This is a genomic window from Corynebacterium lujinxingii (assembly GCF_014490555.1).
In the GTDB taxonomy this organism is placed as follows: Bacteria; Actinomycetota; Actinomycetes; order Mycobacteriales; family Mycobacteriaceae; genus Corynebacterium; species Corynebacterium lujinxingii.
In genome coordinates this window covers 2,046,836-2,066,051 of record NZ_CP061032.1, presented here as the reverse complement: position 1 = coordinate 2,066,051, position 19,216 = coordinate 2,046,836, and the positions used below count along the sequence as shown (strand labels likewise).

The window sequence follows — 19,216 nt, the reverse complement described above, 5'->3', positions numbered from 1 at the left end:
GTAAACGCCGTGCGCAGTTATTCCTGCGCACGGCGTTTGTGTTTCGCGGTAGCGGATAAGCAGCTGCTTAAATGCCGTTTTTCGGGCGAAATTATGTTGTCATTCGACTGCGAAAAGCGATAGATTTGTCGATTGATATGACCGTACTGCGGGCTGAATACGACATTAAAGGGGAATTGAAGATGGCCGGACAGCACCGGAAGGTGTCGAGCGCGCGTCGACGCGGAACGTCGATCGCGGCAACTGCGCTCGGCCTATCGCTTGTGGCGGGCGGTGTGCAGCCGGTATTGGCGCCGGAATCGGCAGACGTTGCGCAGGCGCAATTGCGTACCGAGGCGCAGAGGTCGTTGGTGAAATACCCGCGCTCCACCGCGGTGCGTTTCGGTCAAACGACGACTGCTAGCCCGAATGTCAATAGGCTTACCGTACACCCGCCGGTGTCCTACGAAATCGCGAGCTCCACCGATCCGAATTGGGGCGCTTCTGTCGACCCCGAAACCGGCGAAGTGACAATTACCCCGAACGTGGATGCTGGCGAGGATCTTCCGCAGTCCGGACAGATTGACGTATTGGCCACCTTCAAGGACGACTCGACCAAGATCTTGCCGGTCGCGGTCACGCTCGCGCAGGATCCCTACTTCGACCCGGTCAACGACGCGACCTTCTGGGTGGGAAAGGATTCCAACCCGATCCACGTGCGCGGCGTGTTCGTCCCGTCTGGCTACACCTTGGCTATCGACGAAAACACCATCCCGCCGGGCATGGTCGTCGACGATTCCCGCGCATTGAACCGCTTCCAGCATGTGTACCTCATGGGTGCACCGTCGGAAGCCGGTGTTTACGAGGTCACGGCGAAGTTCGTCGGTACGGATGGTTCCACCTACGTCGGTGCCGGCGGTGACCTGCTGCAGACCTTCACCGTCACGGTGAAGGATCCGGCGGATCTGCCGGCACCGGTGGAGGCGGACCTCGCGGATGAGCCGCAGGAGCCGGTCGAAGCAGGCCAGGAGCTGAACATCCCGGTCAACACCGAAAACGCAGCCTCGGTGGAGGTGTCCGGCCTGCCGGACGGTGTCACTTACGACTCCGAAAACAGCACGATCACTGGTACGCCGACAACTCCGGGTGAGTACGAGGCTGTTGTCGACATCATCACCAAGGACGAGCAGGTCCAGCAGGACCGCGTGAAGATCTCGGTGAAGGACCCGGCCGCGACCTCGGACGAGACCACTCCGGCAGAGCCGACGACCTCGGGTGAAGCCACGACCGAACCGTCGACGTCGGAGGAACCGACTTCGGATCAGCCGACGACAGAGCCGACGACGGACCCGTCGACCTCGGGTGAGCCGACGACTGGTGAGACCACTCCGGCGGAACCGACCACGGACCCGTCGACCTCGGGTGAGCCGTCCACCTCGGGTGAGACCACTCCGGCGGAACCGACGACGGACCCGTCGACCTCGGGTGAGCCGACGACCGGTGAGACCACTCCAGCCGAGCCGACGACCTCGGGCGAAGCCACGACCGAACCGTCGACGTCGGAGGAACCGACTTCGGATCAGCCGACGACGGACCCGTCGACCTCGGGCGAGCAGACGACTGGTGAGACCACTCCGGCCGAGCCGACGACCTCGGGCGAGCCGACCACGGACCCGTCGACCTCGGGTGAGCCGTCCACCTCGGGTGAGACCACTCCGGCGGAACCGACGACGGACCCGTCGACCTCGGGTGAGCCGACGACTGGTGAGACCACTCCAGCCGAGCCGACGACCTCGGGCGAAGCCACGACGGACCCGTCGACCTCGGGCGAAGTCACGACGGACCCGTCGACCTCGGGCGAGCCGACTTCTGGTGCGTCGACGTCGGATCAGCCGACGACAGAGCCGTCCACCTCGGGTGAGCCGACCATGGAACCGACCGCAACTGATCAACCGACCACTGGTGAGCCCACGCCGGCGGATCCGACGGTGGGGGAGTCGTCGACAAGCGAGCCTGCTCCAGCGGAACCGACCGACCAGGCTGACGACTACGAGTGGTCGCCGATCACCGTGAAGGCGGGCAACACTGCCACCGGTGAGCCGGCGCGCGAACCGAACGAGCCGGCCGTGATCACGGCTGACGCGGACGCGCCGGAGTGGGTGACCGTGAACCAGGACGGCCGCATCGACGTGAATCCGCCGCGCAATACGGAGCCGGGCACGTACTCCTTCGGCGTTACCACCGCGACCGGTGAGCGCGATACGATCACCGTCGAGGTCACTGCTCTGGACGCGGACGATAAGCGCGTTGAGACGGAGTACAACGACGACTACCTGCGCGCCGGCGAGACGGCGTCGAACCAGCCGCCGCGCGCGAACATCACCCGCGACGGCGTGGAGTACGCAAAGCAGCCGATGCTCAAGGGTACGAAGTTCGCGCTCGCGAACCCGGACGTCAAGCCGTACAACGAGTCCGTCGACCCGGAAACCGGTGTGGTGACGGTGACCGCACCGATCGACCAGGTTGCGGACGCGCCGATCGAGGTTGAGATTCTCGTGACTTACCCGGACGGCACGACTGACACCGCGGTCGCCACGTTCTTTGCCGACCCGGCGCCGCTGAACCAGACCAACCAGCCGGTCTACGAGCAGGGCAAGGGTGCTCAGCCGGGCCGCACGGTGTCGATTAAGCAGATCGCAGATTTACCGAACCAGACGGAACTCTCGCTGGCGGATCCGACTGCGGACTTCAAGGGCTGGGACATTCGCGTGAACCTGGAGACTGGCGAGATCCTCGCCACCGCGCCGGAGGAGAACCCGCAGCCGATCGACATTCCAATTCGCGCGACGTACACCGACGGCACCATCGACCAGGAAGGACGCCAGCACGGTGAAACCACTATGGTCCACATCGAGGCGCTGACCGGCACCACGCTTGCGGACACCGTCGAGGGCTCCAACTACAGCCAGCCGGTGTACGACTCCGAGGGCAACATCCTCATTTACCCGACGGGCTCCCTGCCGGAGGGCGCAACGTTCGAGGTCGACGGTCTGACCGCGCTGCCGGTCGAGGTCGATCCGGAAACCGGCGCGATCAAGATTGTGGTGCCGGCGGACGCTCCCGCGAACGCCCCGTTCGACGTGCCGATCAAGCTCGTGCTGCCGGACGGCTCCACGCAGGAGATCGTCGTGCCTGTGGCCACCCGTTCCGACGCGAGCGGCCAGGTCGTGTCCTGGGCGCCGATCAAGCTCACCGAAGGTGGCGAGCCGGTCACCGTCGCACCGACCACGGCTCCGGAGGGTGTCACGTTCGCGCTGGCCGCGTCGTTCGATGCCCCTGGTTGGCAGGTGCTTGTCGACGAGCGCACCGGCGCCGTCACCGCCTCCCACCCGAGCAGCGGCGCGGACACGCTGGCAACGCTGATCCCGGTCGTGGTCACGTTCCCGGACGGCTCGCAGCGCATCATGGACGTGCCGGCGACGGTCGTGCGCGGCCAGGCAGCGCTTGCCGACGTCACCTACGCGCCCGCCGAGATCAACCCCGGTGAGAGCGTCACCTTGAATCCGGACAACGCGCCGGGCACGTTCTCCCTGGTCAGCCCGGTTCCGGGCCTGGGTCTGGCGATCGACCCGGCCACCGGTGCCTTGACCGTCACCGCGCAGGCGAGCGCCCTGGCGGGCACCCGCGATGTCCCGGTCGAGGTCACCTTTGCCGACGGTTCGCGTGCTGTAACGTCTGCGCGGATCACCGTGCGGGACCACGACACCGTTACCCAGCCGGATGGTGGTTCGTCGGACGGGTCGTCGGAGGGCTCGTCGGTGGGGTCGTCTTCAAGCTCGAGCTCTTCGAGCGTGGGCAACTCCGCGTTCGTGTGGATCCCGGCGCTGCTTGCGGCGCTCGGATTGTTGGGCGCGGCGAATAAAGCGCTGTACGATAACCGTGAATTTTTCCAGGATTTCCTGGTCTGGTGGAAGTAAGGACACAACATGCGAGTACATAACAAAGTTGCTGCGGCCGCGGTCGTCGCGAGCCTCGGCGCTGGTCTCGTTGTGCCGACGCAGGCCGGTGCGGTCATCGAGCAGAAGCGCAGCTTCTCCGTCGACGCTGTCACCAACGCTGTCGAGGGGTTCCAGCGCGTCGAGGTGAACAAGGGCCGCGTGTCGTGGCTGACGTACAACAACCCGTCGTACGGCACCATGTCCACCGCGTTCTACCTCGACGCCTTCGCAGGCGGCTCCAAGCTGCCGTTCGCGGGCGACGCGACCGCCGTACAGTCCTCCTCCGAGGGCGATACCGACACCATCACCATGACCCACACCGCCAACGGCGTGGAGGTCATCCGCACCTTCACCGTGACCCCGGACCAGGTCGACGTCGAGGTGAAGCTGCGCAACGTCTCCGGTTCCACCCAGAGCCTCGGGCTGAACCTGACCACCGGCCTGATGGCGTACGACTACGACATCACCGCCAAGCAGGAGGACACCGGCTACGATCTGTCCGTCGGCGGCCGCTACAACCTGCAAACGCGCTATGGCGGAGCCGACGCCATCGGCACCGGCGACAGCCAGGCCAGCGCGGTGAACGGGGCGAACAACGACGGCCGCTTCCAGGCCGCGAAGTGGAGCCAGTCCGTCCAGGCAGGCGGTGAACTGAAAGCCACCGCGACCGTGAGCGGCAACGCCTCCGAGGCGCTGCAGGATTCCGACGGCGACGGCTTCCCGGACGAGTGGGAGCTCAACGGCTACACCGCCGCCGACGGCACAGCGCTGCCGCTACACCGCTGGGGTGCGGACCCGGGTCGTCCAGACCTGTTCCTCCAGCTCAACTGGATGAAGTCCGAGTGGGAGACCAACGGCTGCTCCGAAAAGCGCGACTTCGCGCCGACCGAAGCCGACTTCGAGCGCTTCCTCGAGTGCTCCCGCGCGAACACGAACGTGTACCGCCCGTCGCGTGAGACGCTGAACGACCTTGTGGACCTCTTTGACAAGAAGGGCTACAACCTGCACATCGACGCCGGCGCCTACTACAGCAACATCCCCGGCATCGAGCGCCATGGTGGCCAGACCGTGGACTACGCGCCGTACTACTTCGACGGCGAAGTCCCCGGTATCCGCCTGTTGAGCGACCGCAGGAATCTGCTCGGCCCGCGCCAGAGCGTGTTCCGCGTCGGCGTGATCGGCGACATGCAGGATCGCGGCAACCTGTCCTCCGGTAACGCACTGGTCTCCGACGGCGCCTTCTACGTGGCCAAGAACTACCTGATGACCTCGCAGAACCAGGTGCGCAACACCATCCTGCACGAGTTCGGCCACAACCTCGGCCTGACGCACTCCGGCGCGTCCAGTGTGGAAAAGCCGAACAGCGCCTATGTGCCGAAGTACGTCTCGGTGATGAACTACCTGTACCAGTTCAGCCACTTCGACTACTCGGACAAGGACTCATCTTCCTCCGACAACGTGGCCACCCCGCAGGCTTGCCTGAACGGCACCAGCAACTGCTACACGGGCGCCTATGACATCAAGGCCGACTGGCAGAACCTGGATCTGGTCAACGGCGAGATCAAGAAGGCCGACGGCAGCACTGGTGTGGACGAGCAGTCGCTCGAGACCCTGGGTAAGAAGAACCCGACCGTGCGCGACCTCGAGGTCATGGCCGCTGAGCAGAACAACGGCAAGGCCGGCTTGCGTGTGATGAACGAAAAGAAGAACGTCATCATCGCCAACCGTTCGGATTCGAAGGTCAACATCGAGCTGGCCAACGTGGGCATCGACCTGCACAAGTTCACGCTCCAGGTGAACTACCCGGGCGGCAAGTTCCGCAAGGAATACCCGGTCGAGGGTGCGATCACCGAGTACTCGAAGCTCCCGGTCGAGGTGCCGATCGCTAACACCGCCGGCTACACCGGCTCCACCATGCCGGTGCAGTTCCGCGTGTACAACGAGGAAGGCAAGCTGGTCGAGGACCAGACGATCGACTTCTCCGTGCTGAACTACACCACCCAGGACATGGACAAGCTGGTCAAGGAGCTCGAGGCGAAGAAATCGCCGTTGCTTGCCGACGCAAAGGACACTGTGGCCAAGAAGGACCCGGCGGCCCCGACCCTGTCCAAGGCGGCGCCGATCCCGACCGCGACCCAGCAGCCGTCGCAGCCGGGGGGCCGTAACACTGCGGTCACCGAGTTCAAGCCGACGCCGGAGCCGAGCGCGAACAAGCCGGCCGCCCAGCGAGGTGACACCACCGGTAACCAGACCGGAGCTAAAGCTGGCGGCGGTGGCAACGTCGGCGCGATCGTCGGCATCATCATCGCGATCCTCGCGCTGGTGGGCCTTGGCGGCGCTGCAGCGGCAACGATGGGCTAACCACTCGCGCTAGTCGCCTAGATGGCGCATTCTGCACGGTACATTTCACGCCTAATCGACGAAATGTGCCATGCAGAATGCGCCATTTGGCATTTCGCCCCTAGAACCAGGTCGCGGGCCGCACCTTGTTGGCCATGTCTACCAGCGCGTAGCGGTGCTGCGCGTACGGAGCGACGCGGGCCTGGGCGCGAAGCGTGAGCGCCAGCCCCCGGCGCAGCCCGCGGATGGTGAAGGGGTATTCGAACAGTGCCGCGCTGGAAGATGCACGGTGGGCCAGCAAGAAGTTCAGCCCGGCGTCGAGGACCACCGTCTTGATCTGCAGGAACCGCGGCTCGGTGGAGGGGATCTGGTCCAGGCGGTGGGCGGCCTCGCGAATCTGCTCCTCGGTGGGGTCGAAGGACCCTGCGGACGGATTGACCAGGCAGAGCACGGCAGTCAGCTGCGCCATGCGGGAGTGCCGCGAGGCGTTCGGCACCTTGTCTAGGGCACCGAGGGCGAGCGAGACTTGACCTTCCCGCATCAGCATGCGCGCCAGGCCGAAGGCCGACGACACAGTGGTGGGGTTGGTCAGCCACACCAGGGCGTAGAGGCGGATGGCGTGGAAGCGCAACGCCTGCGGCTCGAGCGAGCGCATGGTCCATTCGGCATCCATCTGGCCTGTGTCGATCATGTCCTGCAGGCAGGCGGTGGGGATGTCGAAGAGGCGTTGGTCGAGGGTGGTGAAGGACCGGGCGAGGGTGTCGTCGAGAAGCGATTGCTCCTGCAGGCCCTGCTCCTGCAGCGTCAATTCACTCACGGCGGCGAGTGCGAGTTTGGGGGCAGCCTCGCCGGGCAGGTGGTTGAGCACCTCGGAAAAGGATGCGGTGGCGGTGCGGAAATCGCCGAGCAGCGTTTCCACGACACCTGAGTACCATGCGAAGCGCCACGTGCCGCCGAAGCGCTCGCGAAGCGTGAGCAGCCAGGAGCGGGCCTGGCTGGTCAGGCCGAGGTCGATCATGGTTCGCACGACGCCGAACGGGATTTCCACGGAGTGCTCGTACTGCGGGGTGGTCATCGCCTGGCGCAGCGTTTCCAGCGTCTCGCGCGGCTCGGCGTAGGAGGAGCCCTGCAGCATGGCGGCGCCGACGTCGTCGTGGTTGACCAGCGGCGAGGGGAGTGCGGCGACGACTTCCTGTGGGGTAATGCCGACGGAGCGGGCGATGCCGTCAATGAGCTGGTCGGTGCGGAACACAAGGTGCTTGGTGCCGAAGGTGGTGCGCTGCGGGGAGAACAGCGAGTGCTGCGCTGGGAATGTGCGGCCGTCGCGCACGGCGACGATTTCGCGCAGCACGCCGAGCAGCTGGCTTTCCAGCTCGCCCATCGAGTTGAAGCGGCGGGCGGGATCCGGGTCGCAGCAACGCTTGATCAGGCGGTACAGGGAGGTGTACTGGCGGAAGAGGGGCTCGTCGGTGGGGGTGGGGATGTCGTCGTCAGGCAAGTCCACCACCAGCGAGCCCAGCGTGCGCCCCACCGTGTACACGTCGGAGGCGATCGACGGGCCTTCTGTGGCCACCTCGGGCGCCTGGAACCCCTTCGTGCCGTAGATGAACCCGTAGGCGCCGATGCCGGAGACCGCACCCATGTCGATGAGTTTGACCTGGTCCTCGGTGACAATCACGTTGTCCGGCTTCAGGTCGTTGTACACCACCCCGCGCGAGTGCAGGTAGTCCAGCGCGGGCAGCACCTCGAGGATGTACGCGATGGCCACGTCCGGCTCGAGCACATTGCTTGACGACGAATTCCGCCTCGCCCGAAGCGACGGCCCACCGACGTACTCCATGACGGTGAAGCCGCCGGGCACGCGCGGGTCGTCGATGAAGTTGAAAATCTTCACGATCCCCGGGTGGGTGATGTCGGCGAGGAACTCGCGCTCCGCCGCAGCAGCCGCCGCCTCGTCCGGGTTGTCGGTGGAGTGCAGGCCCTTGAGCACCACCATGCGCCCGGCCACGTGGTGGTCCTGGGCGAGGTAGATCCAGCCCATGCCGCCGTGCGCGATCACGCCGGTGATCTCGTACTGGCTGGCCACGATGTCGCCCGGGTGCAGCACTGGCGGCGCAATGCCCTTGTTCACCACCGCCGGCTCTGGGTCGATCAGCGCATCCTTCGGCTCTGTCGGCTCCACCCATGGCAGCTCCACCATGCCGTCGGCGATGATGCGGCTCGCGCGCCTGGTGCCGCGGCGCTCGCGGAAGGTATCCAGCGCGAGTTGGCGGGAGCGTTGCGACGTATCTTCCCGCCCCGACCCTTTCCGCAACTTGTCCAGGTCTTTGAGCAGCCCGGCCATTTCGCCGAGGCCGGCGTACGCGGCGTCGGAGTCCTCGTTGTCGTCATCGTCGGCAAACGGGTCGAAGGCGACCGCTTCGGTGCCAGGGGCGTCGTCATCATCGTCCGCGAACGGATCGAAGGCGACCGCCTCGGTGGGCTGGTCCTTATCGTCAGCCATCGGATTCCTCCTTCCGGTACCGCAGCGGCGGCGGAGACGATTCTGCGATGGACCCGCCGAGCCATTCGTCGTAAAGCGCGCTCCAGCTCCCGTCGTTTCGCATCCGCTCGAGCGTGCTGTTGACCTGGCGGACCAGGTCGTCGTGGCCCTTCTGGATGCCCACACCGTAGTACTGGGTGGCGAACGAACCCGACAAGATCCGCGCGTACGGGTCCTGGGCGGCGAGACCGGCGAGGATGGCGTCGTCGGCAACAATCGCGTCCGCCCGGAACTGCTGCGTGGCCAACAGGCAATCCGACCAGGAGCGGGTGCGCAAAATATCGGACTCCGCCGCGTAGGTCTGGGCGATTCGCAGCAGGTTCGTGCCGTCGACGATGCACACCGTGTGGTCCTTCAACGAGGCGATCGAATCGATGCCCCGGTCATTCGGCACCATCACCCGCACCCGCGACGTCAGGTACGGAGTGGAAAACTCGATCTTCTCGGCGCGCTCCGGCGTGATCGACATCGTGCGGATGATTACGTCCACCTCCCCGGAATTCAGCGCCTCGGTACGCGTCGCCGAATCGACAAAGCGGAAATCCACCTGGGCGTCGTCCTCCCCACCGAAGATGTCGTTGGCGATCGCATGCGCCAAATCCACCTCCAAGCCCTGCAACTGGCCGCTCGCGGTGTCGCGGAACGACAACAGGTACAACGACTGGTCAATGCCCACAATCAACCGGCCACGCTGGCGGATCCGATCCAGGTTCGGCGTCGACTCTTCGGCACTCTCCCCGCGGGGGTTGATCGAGCCTGCCCAATCCAGCTCCCGCGGGGTGAACGGGTCCTCCGGCGGGCCGGCCGCCGGGTCCAACTGCGCGCCGGGCGGCAACGGCACCATCTCGCGGGTCGGCCAGGGGGTGGCAATCGTCGCCGACACCCGCGTCTCCGCATCATCCGGGGCGGCGCAGGAGGTGAGCGTGAGCGCCATTACCGCAGCTAAAAGTCGTTTCACAGATACTCACCCAACCTGCGGCGGATACCCCACCAAATCGCCACCACGGCCAACAGCGACAGCAACGCCACCGCCGCCGAGACGCGCCGGGTCGCATCCAACGACTCCGCAATGTAGAGCCGGGTCGACTCGCGCGACGACGCAATCAACTCCGCCAACTTCGCATCCAGCCCGCGGAAGGACGCCTCGCCGCCTGACGCCCCACGCGAGCCCAGCAACGCCGCCGCCTGGTCGTAGCTGCCGGTGTTCAGCGCGGAGACAAGTTCGGCGTGTTCGTTTGACCAGGCGTTTAAGTGGGTGCGGGTGTCGTCGATAAGCGGTTGGCTCATGCCGTAGCCCTGCGCGGTGCCGGCCGCCCCGGCGACGGAGGCGTACGTGTCCTCGAAGTCGCGGATGGAGTGCGACACCGTCTCGCGGCGTAGCAGGGCGAAGGTTTCGTCGGTGCGGGTCTCCAAGGCGTCGATACGCGCCGCGGTGAGCTCCTCCCACGGCTGCGCCGCACGCTCGTAATCCACCGAGCCGGAGCGCCACGACTGGAAGTTGGACACCCCCGCCCACGTGACCGCCACAACCACCGCCAGCGTGGCGGCGAGGAACCCCCGGTTGAGGCGGCGGCGGAACGTCAACCACAACCACCACTGCGCCAGGCCCAAAAACGCCAGCGCCGCCAGCAGCCCCGACAGCGTGAACCACTGCGGCTGCGACAGGCGGCGCATCTCGTCGGCGACGTCCTGGCGGGTCAGATCGTTGACCTCCTGCGCCGCGTCCAACATGCGGGTGCGCATAATGCCGCTGGCCTGCGACATGTACGCCACGCCTACCGGGTTGCCCATGCGCTGATTCACCTGGGCGCGCGCGTTGAGTGCCGAGTACACCGGCAGGTCGCGCTGGATGTTGACCACCAGCTCCTCAATGCGGTCGCTCGTGGCCGAATCCGCCTCCACCGCGCCCTTGTAAATCTCGGAGGCGGAGCTGGCCGCCTGGTCGATCGCCGCAGTGTAGGTGCGCATGTCCTCCTCCGACAGCGGCCCCGCCTGCACGAACGACCCGGCGGCGATGGTGTCCGCGCGCAGCAGCGATGTGGACAGCAGGTGCGCCGCCGCGCTCATCGGCTCCGTGGCGTTGAGCACCGTGTCCAGCGACTGGTTGCGCATGGACATCGACTGGCTCATCGACATGCCCGCCGCGAGCAGCGACATTGTTAGAACCACCATCATCGCGATGAGTTTTCCGGGGGTGGTCTCCAAAAACGCCTTGCCGCGCCGGCCCATGTGCACCGGGCGCGCGAGCCTGCCCTGCAGCCTGTCGGACAAACGGGCGCGATGCTGTCGCGGCTCGAGCTCGTCGAGCCAGGCATCCTCGCTCGTCGTCTCCAGCGCCCGCACCATTCCGCAATAATAACCGCTACGACCTACAGTAGGGGCATGCTTGGCGACGGAAACGGCTGGGTCACAGCACCCAACGGCACGAAACTCTGGGGCGTTCACGGGGCCGCCGGCCTCTTTCTCATCGCCGGGTCCGGCACTTCCGCCCGCGTGCTCCTGCAGCACCGCGCCACCTGGACCGCCCAGGGCGGCACGTGGGGCATCCCCGGCGGCGCGATCGATTCGCACGAAACTCCTGCTACGACGGCGCTTCGCGAGTCAGTGGAGGAGTGCGCCATCGACCCCGCTTCGGTCACGGTCGTCGACACGTTCGTCTCCACCGAGTTCCCGAGTTGGACCTACACCACGGTCATCGCGCTTTGCGACGAACCCCTGGCCGTCACCGCCAACGAAGAATCCGAAGAACTGCGCTGGGTCCCCCTGGATTCACTGCCGTCCTTCGCGCTGCACCCCGCCTTCGCCGCCTCGCTGGACACGGTGCTCGCCCGCGCGATGGTGCATACTGAACCGCATGATTGAAGTCCAAGGACTGACCAAACGGTACGGACCCGTCCAAGCCGTCGATGACCTCACGTTCACGGTCAAACCCGGCGTGGTCACCGGTTTTCTCGGCCCCAACGGCGCAGGTAAATCCACCACCATGCGCATGATCCTGGGCCTGGATAAGCCCACCGCGGGCCACTCGCTTATCGACGGCACCGCCTACCGCGACATCCCCAACCCCACCCGAAAAGTCGGGGCCCTGCTCGACGCCAAGGGCGTGCACCCGAACCGCTCCGCCCGCGCGTCGCTGCTGTGGCAGGCCCAGGCCGCCGGCATCCCGCGCTCGCGTGTCGACGAAGTCCTCGACCTCGTCGGCCTCACCGACGTCGCAGGCAAACGCGTCGGCGGCTTCTCCCTCGGCATGGGCCAGCGCCTCGGCATCGCCGGTGCGCTGCTTGGCGACCCCGAATACCTGATCCTCGACGAGCCCGTCAACGGCCTCGACCCCGCCGGCATCCGCTGGGTGCGCGGCCTGCTCCAGTCGCTGGCCGCCGAGGGGCGCACCGTGCTGGTGTCCTCGCACCTGCTCGCCGAGATGGCGCAAACGGCCGAAAACCTCATCATCATCGGCCGCGGCCGCCTCGTCGCCGACACCTCCGTCGCCGAGTTCATCCGCGAAAACTCCGGCGTGACCACCGTCGTGCGCGCGGTTGACCCCCAGGCGCTCGAAGCAGCGCTGGGTGGGGTGGCCTACCAGCGTGTCGTCGATAGTGAGGGCCGCCCCGCCTTCGAAATCCCGGACCGCTCCTCCGACGCCATCGGCGCCCTCGCCTTCAACGCCGGCGTGCAGCTCGCCGAACTTACCGAGCGCCGCGCCTCACTCGAGGAGGCCTACATGCAAACCACCGAAGACCAAGCCCAATACGTATCCGCGGAGGTGCCCAATGCTTAACCTCATCTCGGCCGAATGGACCAAACTGCGCACCACCGCCTCCTTCTGGTGGACCTCCGGGCTCATCATCGCCTTCTCCGCCCTGTACGGCCTGCTGTTCGGATACACCTCGCGGATTAGTGGCATGCCGTACGCGCCGCTGACCGTTGTCGCGTCCGTGGGCCTGACCGTGGGCATCGTCGTCATCGTGCAAGCTGCGATGACCGTGACCACCGAATACCGCTTCGGCATCCCGGCCACCAACTTCCGCGTCGCCCCCAAGCGCTGGCGGGTGGCGCTGGCGAAACTCCTGCTCGGGGCCGTCCTCGCCGCCGTTGTCTCGCTGCTCGGACTCGTCGCCGCGTTCGTGCTTGGCGACCTCACCGCCTCCGTCCCCGCCAACTGGCCCTCGAACGCCGCCTCTCAGCGCGCACTGTGGGCCGTCCCCCTCGGCATGGCGCTGATCACCATGTTCACCCAGGGCCTCGGCTGGCTCGTGCGCAACACCTCCGGCGTGATCGTCATCGCGATGGGCCTGATGCTGCTCGTCGAAACCGTCGTCGGCCTCATTCCTCGCTTCGGCGCCGACGTGGCCAAGTTCCTACCATTTGGCAACCTCATGGCGTTTATGGCCAACCAGCCGACCCAGCATTGGGGCCTCGGCGTGTCCCTGCTCATCTTCGCAGTGTGGGCCGTGGGGGTGTGGATCGCCGGCGTGGTCTCGCTGGAGGCGCGCGACGCGTAGGTGGTTTTTGGGGGCGTTTGCAGCCTGGATGGCGCATTCTGCACGGTACATTTCGGCATGTTTTGCTGAAATGTGCCATGTAGGATGCGCCATCTAGCTTTTATCAACCAGCGCAGTGGCTCACGCAGGGATACAATCGTGACCGTCTCGGGGGAGGGGGCAACATGGACCGAAAAACTTTAGTTGGAACATTGGTGGGCCGGGGGAAGGCTGCGGAGCAGGTGTGCGTGAAGTTATCGTCGACACGCTTTGTTCCTAGAGATCAGTGGGGGCAGTTAGCGCCCCACGAACAGCAATTCCTGCGGTGTTGGGCGGTGGGGGCGTCGACGTACACGTCCGTTCTCGTCGGCCGGGCAGCTGCGACAGTGACGGGACTTTGGGTGGTTCCGTCGTCGTACGACATCGAGCTGGCAAACCCGAAAAGCCGGGTGCCTCGGCATTCACAGCGGGCTCCAGGTGTGGCATACCGGCGGATGACGCTTTCAGAGATAGACATCGACACGCTCGGCGACCAGGGCGAGGTCAGCGTCACCAGGCCGGTGCGTACCGCGGTCGATATCGCGCGATGGCACGGCGTGAAAGAGGGAATCGTTGCGATGGACAGCCTCTTCTACAACCAACCGCCGTTCCTTGAAGCGCAAATCCGGACGGAGTTGGAGGAGACGGTCCACAGACTTGTGGGCAAACGGGGGATTGAAAACGCTCGTCATGCGCTCGAGGGGTCTTCGACCCTTGCGGAGTCTCCATATGAATCACTGGTGAGGCAGCTCCTCAACCGGAACGGCATCTTTCCGCAAGAACAAATGCGTATCGGACCGTACAGGGTGGATTTGCTCTGGGGAACCTTGATTATTGAGATCGACGGCCGAGCGAAGTTTAAAGACAACCCGGACGCAGCGCTTAAGCACATCGAGCGCGAAAATCGTCTGCGTGAGATGGGGTACTGGATCATTCGCATCACCCCCAAGGAGATGAATATGGGTGAGACGGAAGTGCTGCGACGGATTGTGAATGCGAAGAAGAAGTCTGAGATGACGGGGCCGGTATCGGTCCCGGCGCTGCCTCCCTGGTGAGTGTTTGGGCATAGATGGCGCATTGTGGATGGCGCATTTGGTCGATTTGAGCCGAAATGCGCCACCCACAATGCGCCATTTGGCGGTACAGGAACACGGGTGGGGCTGGAGGGGCTGGTGTGGCGCGGGCACACGGGGAACGCGGGCACCGGGAGGCAAGGGCAGGGACACCGTCAGCGCCACCCCTACTGCAGGGCCGAGGTCAGTTTCAGCACGTTGTCAATGTAGCGCCGGTACCAGGGCCGTTGCGCCCACCGCTCCAGCGTCAACTCGCGCGAGACGGCCAGATAGCGCGCACCCAGCGCAGACAGCATCGACAACAGCGACCCAGAGGCGACGAACAGGGACGATTCGTAGTTCAGGGTGAAGGAACGGATGTCCATGTTGGAGGAGCCGACGACGGCGACGGAGGTGGGCAGGTGGTCGTCGATAAGCATGAACTTCGTGTGCAGCACGAACGGCGCGGGGAACTCCCAGATGCGCACGCCGGCTTTCAAAAGTTGCTCGTAGTAGGCGGATTGCGCGTGGTGGACCATGAATTGGTCGGATTTGGCGGAGACGAGCAGGTCGACGCGTACGCCGCGGTAACAGGCGGAGGTGATGGCCTCGAGAAGCGATTCCTCGGGCACGAAGTACGGCGAGCACAGCGTGATGCGCTCTTTGGCGTTGTGGATCATGGACACGAACATGCGCAGGTTCGGCTCGGTGAAGTACCCGGGGCCCGAGGGGACGAGTTGGAGCACATTAGCGCTTGCCGACGACCCCTCAACCGCCCGCTGCGCAATCACCTCCCCAGATTCCGTGTACCAGTCCACCGCAAACATGGACTCGGTCGACGCCACGATGGACCCTTCCAATTCCACGAAGGCGTCGACCCATTGACGGCCGGCGCGCACGTGGCGGCGGATGAGGTAGCCGCGGTCGATGAGGTTGAAGGAGCCCAGAAATGCCACACGCGAATCGACGACGACGAGTTTGCGGTGGTTGCGCAGGTCGGGGCGTCGCCAGCGGCCGTGCAGCGGGTCGAGCGGCAGCATCATGTGCCAGTCCACGCCGATGTCGGTGAGCCGCTTTTTCAGACGCCGAAAGCCGGGGTATTTCTGGGAGCCGATGTGGTCGAACAGGAGGCGCACGTGCACGCCACGGGCGACGGCGCGTTCGATGGCTTGGAAGACCACGTCGGTGGTGTCGTCCCAGGCGACGGCGTAGATTTCGATGTTGACGGTGGTGGTGGCGTCGTCGATAAGCGATGCGATGCGGTGCATCGTTTTGCGGTAGTCGGTCCACAGGGCGCGCACGTCGCCAGGGACGGCGGGGTAGCCGGTCAGTGCGCGGTTGAGACGGACCACCGCGGCAGTTTCGGCAGGCAGGCCGGCGGTGAGGTCGGGCACGCCGAGGTTGATGTCGTCGATGTTGCGGCGCGCCTCGACTTGGATGCGGTGGCGGCGCCGCGACACGAACGTCGAGCCCATGAGCAGGTATAGCGGCAGGCCGACGAACGGCAGCAGGAGGATGAGCAGCAGCCACGCGTTTGCAGACGACGGCTTGCGCCCGCCCGGCACCACACCGATCATGATGAATTTGATGGTGTAGTCCACGAGCATGGCCGCGAACTGCCACCAGGACAGGTCGAAGTTCATCGCACCTCGTCGTAGGCCAGGCCGCGGGTGTCGTAGTCCACGATCACGGGCGCGTGGTCGGAGGCGCCTTTGCCGCGGCGCTCGTCGATGTCCACCCAGGCCTGTTGCACCAGGTCGCGCATGGGGGCGGTGGCGAGCTGGAAGTCGATGAGCATGCCTTCGTTGTGCTGGAAGCGCATGGATTTGTAGTCCCAGAAGGTGTACTGCGAGTCGTGTTCGATTTCGTACAGGCCGGCCTCGAGCAGCATCTGGAACGCGGCTCGCTCGGGTTCGGTGACATGCGTTTTGCCTTCGAACCAGGAGACGTCCCACACATCCTGGTCGCGCGGTGCGACGTTGAAGTCGCCCATGAAAACCTGCATGCCGCCGGGGCGGACGGTGTCGGCGAGCGACCAGAGGAACTGCAGTTTGTAGTCGTAGTGCGGGTCGCCGATTTCGCGGCCGTTGGGCACGTAGAGGCTCCACACCTCGACCCCGCCGCAGTTGGCGCCGACGGCGCGCGCCTCCACCTCCGGTGTGCCTTTCTTCGCAAACTCGGGCTGGCGGTCGAAGGCATCGCGCACGTTGGCCAGGCCCACCCGCGAGGCGATGGCCACCCCGTTCCACTGGCTGACCCCCACGTGCGCGACCTCGTAGCCTGCGGTTTCGAAGGTGGCGTAGGGGAATTTCGCGTCCGCGGTTTTGGTTTCCTGCATCGCGAGCACGTCCACGTCGTTGCGCTCCAGGAATGCGGCGATGCGTTCCGCGCGGGTGCGCACGGAGTTCACGTTCCAGGTGGCGATTCGCATGCGCCTAGCCTAGCGCCAGCCGCCGACGGTGGTGTTCGAGTGCGCCACCAGGCAGTTCGCTTAGCGACGACACCCCGTACCGGCCCCCGTCCACCCAAGCGATTTGTTCTTCGGCGAGTGTCCACGTGTCGTCGAGAAGCTTCAGCGCCGGCTTGCCGATGCGCTCCGGGATCAGCAGCCGCACTGGCAGGTTCCGCTCGCGGTAGAACGCGCGGATGGTGTCGATCGGCACCGGTTGCAGGCCCGCGGAGGGCCCCAGCGGGACCGCGGAGTTCGCCTCGTCGGTGTCGCCGGTGCGCATCAGCCAGCCTTCGGCCCAGGCTTCATCGGTGGTGGGGAGGTCATCGGCAAGCTTGCGCTCGAGCGAGCGGATTTCGGAGTTGCGGACGGTGCGGGCGGACAGTTTTTTGATGATGTGCACGTTGTCCACCCGGATCGCCTCCTTGGACGACGGGAAGCCGCCGACCTCCTGCGGGCGCACCACCAGCGGGTCGAGGGAGACGACGTGGCCGACGATGTCGCTAGCGTGCTCGCCGCGGCGTTGCCGGACCACGACGCGGTCGCCGACCACCACGTCGTCCGAGCGGAAAATGCGCGACACGGTTTAGCGGCGCGCCGCGCGGGAACCCGGCAGCAGGAACGCGACGCCGGCCAGCAGCGCCAGCGCGCCCAGCCCAATCAGGCCGCGCATCGGGGTGCCGGTGTCGGCGAGGTCGTCGTCGCGTTCGTTGCTCGTCGTGGTGGTGCGCGACGTGCTTGACGACGAGCGCGTCGTGCTCTTACTCGTCGTCGACGTCGCCGACGTGGTGCGGTTCTGCATGATCGACGGGGCAGTCGAGCTGGAGGAAGTGGTCGAAGGGGATGAGGAGGAGGTAGTTGTGGATGACTCCGTCGTCTCCGTCGGGGAGGTCTCGGTGCTGGACTCGCTGCTCGACGGGCTCGACTCGGTGGAGGTTTCTGTGGTGGTTTCCTGCATGCGCTCGGCGCGCAGGCGCAGGTTGGTGGCAGCCGGGGTCGGCTCGGCGGTCACGGTCGGCTCGGTGGTAGTGGTGTCCGCGCCCGGGATGGCGTAGACGATGCGCACGTCGCCGTCCTCCGAGCGCTCTAGGGCGTCGAAGAAGGTGGTGCCGTAGAGGCCGGAGAGTTCCTCGGCGGCGGTGGGGACGACCACGGTGTCGTCGTCAAGCAACAGCTCCGCGCGGAGTTTGCGCACGCCGGCGCGCTCTGCCTTGATGGCGTCGGCGGCGTCGTCGAACTCCGCTTCCTCGTCCTCGGTCAGCTCGCCGGCGTCTTCGCGCAGGTCGGCGACGGTGTCGGCGGCGTCGATGAGGTCTTTGCGCCACTCGGTGAGGATCTCGCGGACCTCGTCGTCACCGTCGGCGTCCTCGAGGGCGTCGAGGGAGGTGGTGCGGGTGGCGGTGACGTCGTCAAGCAACGCTTCGAGCTCGCTTTCAGGCGCTGCGGGGGTGGTCAGCGTGAGCGCCGTCGCGGCGATGGCAGCGGTGATGCGCATGGGGGCCTCCGGAAAAATAGACAGTCCCACGCATCATAGCGCGAACTAGTGGCCGAACGGGTCCTCGTCCTCGCCCGGCATCCAGGTGTTGCCGGCTTCCTTCCAGCCGTTGTCGCGGATCACGCGTTTGGCTTCCTTCTTAAACCGGCCGGTGAGCACGTCGGTGTAGAGATAGCCGTCGAGGTGGCCGGTCTCGTGCTGCAGACAGCGGGCGAAAAAGCCGGTGCCCTCGACCTCGATCGGGTTGCCGTTCTCGTCCAGCCCGGTCACCTTCGCCCAGTCCGCGCGGCCGGTCGGCCAGCCGTAGCCCGGCACGGACAGGCAGCCTTCCTCCTCGCTGCCGTCGTCGGCGGGCATGGTCTTCGGGATCTCGGAGGTCTCCAGCACCGGGTTGATCACGGTGCCGCGGCGCATCTCGTCGCCGTCGGGGCAGTGGTAGACGAACAGGCGCAGCGGCACGCCGATCTGGTTCGCGGCGAGGCCGACACCGTTGGCCGCGTCCATGGTCTCGTGCATGTCGGCGATGAGCTCCTGGAGCTCCTCGACTGGCTGGGTGACTTCCTTGGTCGGTTCGTGCAGCACAGGGTCGCCGTGGATAACGATGGGTCGGATGGTCATGCCAATATATTAGGCATGCTTACCGACACCGACCTCGCCGTGCTCCGCTTCGCCGCCCGAGCCCCGCGTTCGCTCGGTGCCCGCGAGGACGCCATCCGCACCGAACTGGGCATGTCGCCGATCCGCTACTACCAGCGCCTAAACATCCTCCTGGACAACTCGGAGGCGCTTGCGGCCGAGCCCCAACTCGTGCGCCGGCTGCAGAGGCTTCGCGACGCCTAAC

General features: G+C 65.8%; 15 protein-coding genes. 7 read left to right on the top strand and 8 right to left on the bottom strand.

The window, feature by feature from the left end; genetic code table 11:
- The first annotated feature begins 137 nt into the window (after positions 1-137).
- Together IAU68_RS10190 and IAU68_RS10185 are read left to right on the top strand one after the other, a co-directional pair.
- The gene (locus IAU68_RS10190) at positions 138-3,956 is read left to right on the top strand and encodes a Rib/alpha-like domain-containing protein (RefSeq protein WP_187767825.1); all 3,819 of its coding nucleotides are present in this window, start codon (positions 138-140) and stop codon (positions 3,954-3,956) included.
- 9 nt (positions 3,957-3,965) lie between these two features.
- On the top strand, positions 3,966-6,338 hold the full coding sequence (locus IAU68_RS10185; RefSeq protein ID WP_171193775.1) for a hypothetical protein: 2,373 nt from the start codon (positions 3,966-3,968) through the stop codon (positions 6,336-6,338).
- Between the two features lie 100 nt (positions 6,339-6,438).
- Here the strand turns inward: IAU68_RS10185 and IAU68_RS10180 are convergent, their stop codons facing one another.
- The 3 genes from IAU68_RS10180 to IAU68_RS10170 are packed head-to-tail and all read right to left on the bottom strand — an operon-like array spanning position 6,439 to position 11,205.
- Positions 6,439-8,820 carry a serine/threonine protein kinase gene (locus IAU68_RS10180; protein WP_171193774.1) on the bottom strand — a complete coding sequence of 794 codons (2,382 nt, stop codon included), beginning with the start codon at positions 8,818-8,820 and terminating at the stop codon, positions 6,439-6,441.
- Positions 8,813-9,793 carry a glutamate ABC transporter substrate-binding protein gene (locus tag IAU68_RS10175; protein WP_171193773.1) on the bottom strand — a complete coding sequence of 327 codons (981 nt, stop codon included), beginning with the start codon at positions 9,791-9,793 and terminating at the stop codon, positions 8,813-8,815. Before IAU68_RS10175 ends, IAU68_RS10180 begins: the two co-directional genes overlap by 8 nt.
- A 20-nt stretch (positions 9,794-9,813) precedes the next feature.
- Positions 9,814-11,205: a hypothetical protein gene (locus tag IAU68_RS10170; protein ID WP_171193772.1), complete on the bottom strand. Its 1,392-nt coding sequence runs from the start codon at positions 11,203-11,205 to the stop codon at positions 9,814-9,816.
- A 36-nt stretch (positions 11,206-11,241) separates the two neighbouring features.
- Between IAU68_RS10170 and IAU68_RS10165 the strand changes: the two genes are divergently transcribed.
- The 4 genes from IAU68_RS10165 to IAU68_RS10150 all read left to right on the top strand — a co-directional run bounded on the left by IAU68_RS10165 (position 11,242) and on the right by IAU68_RS10150 (position 14,434).
- Positions 11,242-11,721, top strand: coding sequence for an NUDIX domain-containing protein (locus IAU68_RS10165; protein ID WP_171193771.1), 480 nt, complete (start codon positions 11,242-11,244; stop codon positions 11,719-11,721).
- A complete protein-coding gene (locus IAU68_RS10160) occupies positions 11,714-12,637 on the top strand; it encodes an ABC transporter ATP-binding protein (protein WP_171193770.1) in 924 nt (307 codons plus the stop codon). The genes IAU68_RS10165 and IAU68_RS10160 overlap by 8 nt, the downstream gene beginning before the upstream one ends.
- Positions 12,630-13,361: an ABC transporter permease gene (locus IAU68_RS10155; RefSeq protein WP_171193769.1), complete on the top strand. Its 732-nt coding sequence runs from the start codon at positions 12,630-12,632 to the stop codon at positions 13,359-13,361. The genes IAU68_RS10160 and IAU68_RS10155 overlap by 8 nt, the downstream gene beginning before the upstream one ends.
- 473 nt (positions 13,362-13,834) lie before the next feature.
- Positions 13,835-14,434: an endonuclease domain-containing protein gene (locus IAU68_RS10150; RefSeq protein WP_171193768.1), complete on the top strand. Its 600-nt coding sequence runs from the start codon at positions 13,835-13,837 to the stop codon at positions 14,432-14,434.
- 185 nt (positions 14,435-14,619) lie between these two features.
- Here the strand turns inward: IAU68_RS10150 and cls are convergent, their stop codons facing one another.
- The 5 genes from cls to IAU68_RS10125 are packed head-to-tail and all read right to left on the bottom strand — an operon-like array spanning position 14,620 to position 18,993.
- Positions 14,620-16,074 carry a cardiolipin synthase gene (cls, locus tag IAU68_RS10145; protein ID WP_171193767.1) on the bottom strand — a complete coding sequence of 485 codons (1,455 nt, stop codon included), beginning with the start codon at positions 16,072-16,074 and terminating at the stop codon, positions 14,620-14,622.
- Positions 16,071-16,862 (bottom strand): exodeoxyribonuclease III, encoded by a 792-nt coding sequence (locus tag IAU68_RS10140; protein ID WP_171193766.1) that lies wholly within the window; start codon positions 16,860-16,862, stop codon positions 16,071-16,073. Before IAU68_RS10140 ends, cls begins: the two co-directional genes overlap by 4 nt.
- Before the next feature lie 4 nt (positions 16,863-16,866).
- The gene (locus IAU68_RS10135; protein ID WP_171193765.1) at positions 16,867-17,463 is read right to left on the bottom strand and encodes a GNAT family N-acetyltransferase, cg3035/Rv0428c family; all 597 of its coding nucleotides are present in this window, start codon (positions 17,461-17,463) and stop codon (positions 16,867-16,869) included.
- Positions 17,464-17,466: 3 nt separating this feature from the next.
- On the bottom strand, positions 17,467-18,375 hold the full coding sequence (locus IAU68_RS10130) for a hypothetical protein (RefSeq protein WP_171193764.1): 909 nt from the start codon (positions 18,373-18,375) through the stop codon (positions 17,467-17,469).
- A 45-nt stretch (positions 18,376-18,420) separates the two neighbouring features.
- Positions 18,421-18,993, bottom strand: a complete 573-nt coding sequence (locus tag IAU68_RS10125; protein ID WP_171193763.1) for a peptide deformylase — start codon at positions 18,991-18,993, stop codon at positions 18,421-18,423.
- Positions 18,994-19,008: 15 nt separating this feature from the next.
- Here IAU68_RS10125 and IAU68_RS10120 point away from each other — a divergent pair, with 15 nt between their 5' ends.
- Complete coding sequence (locus tag IAU68_RS10120; protein WP_171193762.1) at positions 19,009-19,215, top strand: DUF3263 domain-containing protein; 207 nt, start codon at positions 19,009-19,011, stop codon at positions 19,213-19,215.
- The last annotated feature ends 1 nt before the right edge of the window (position 19,216 follow it).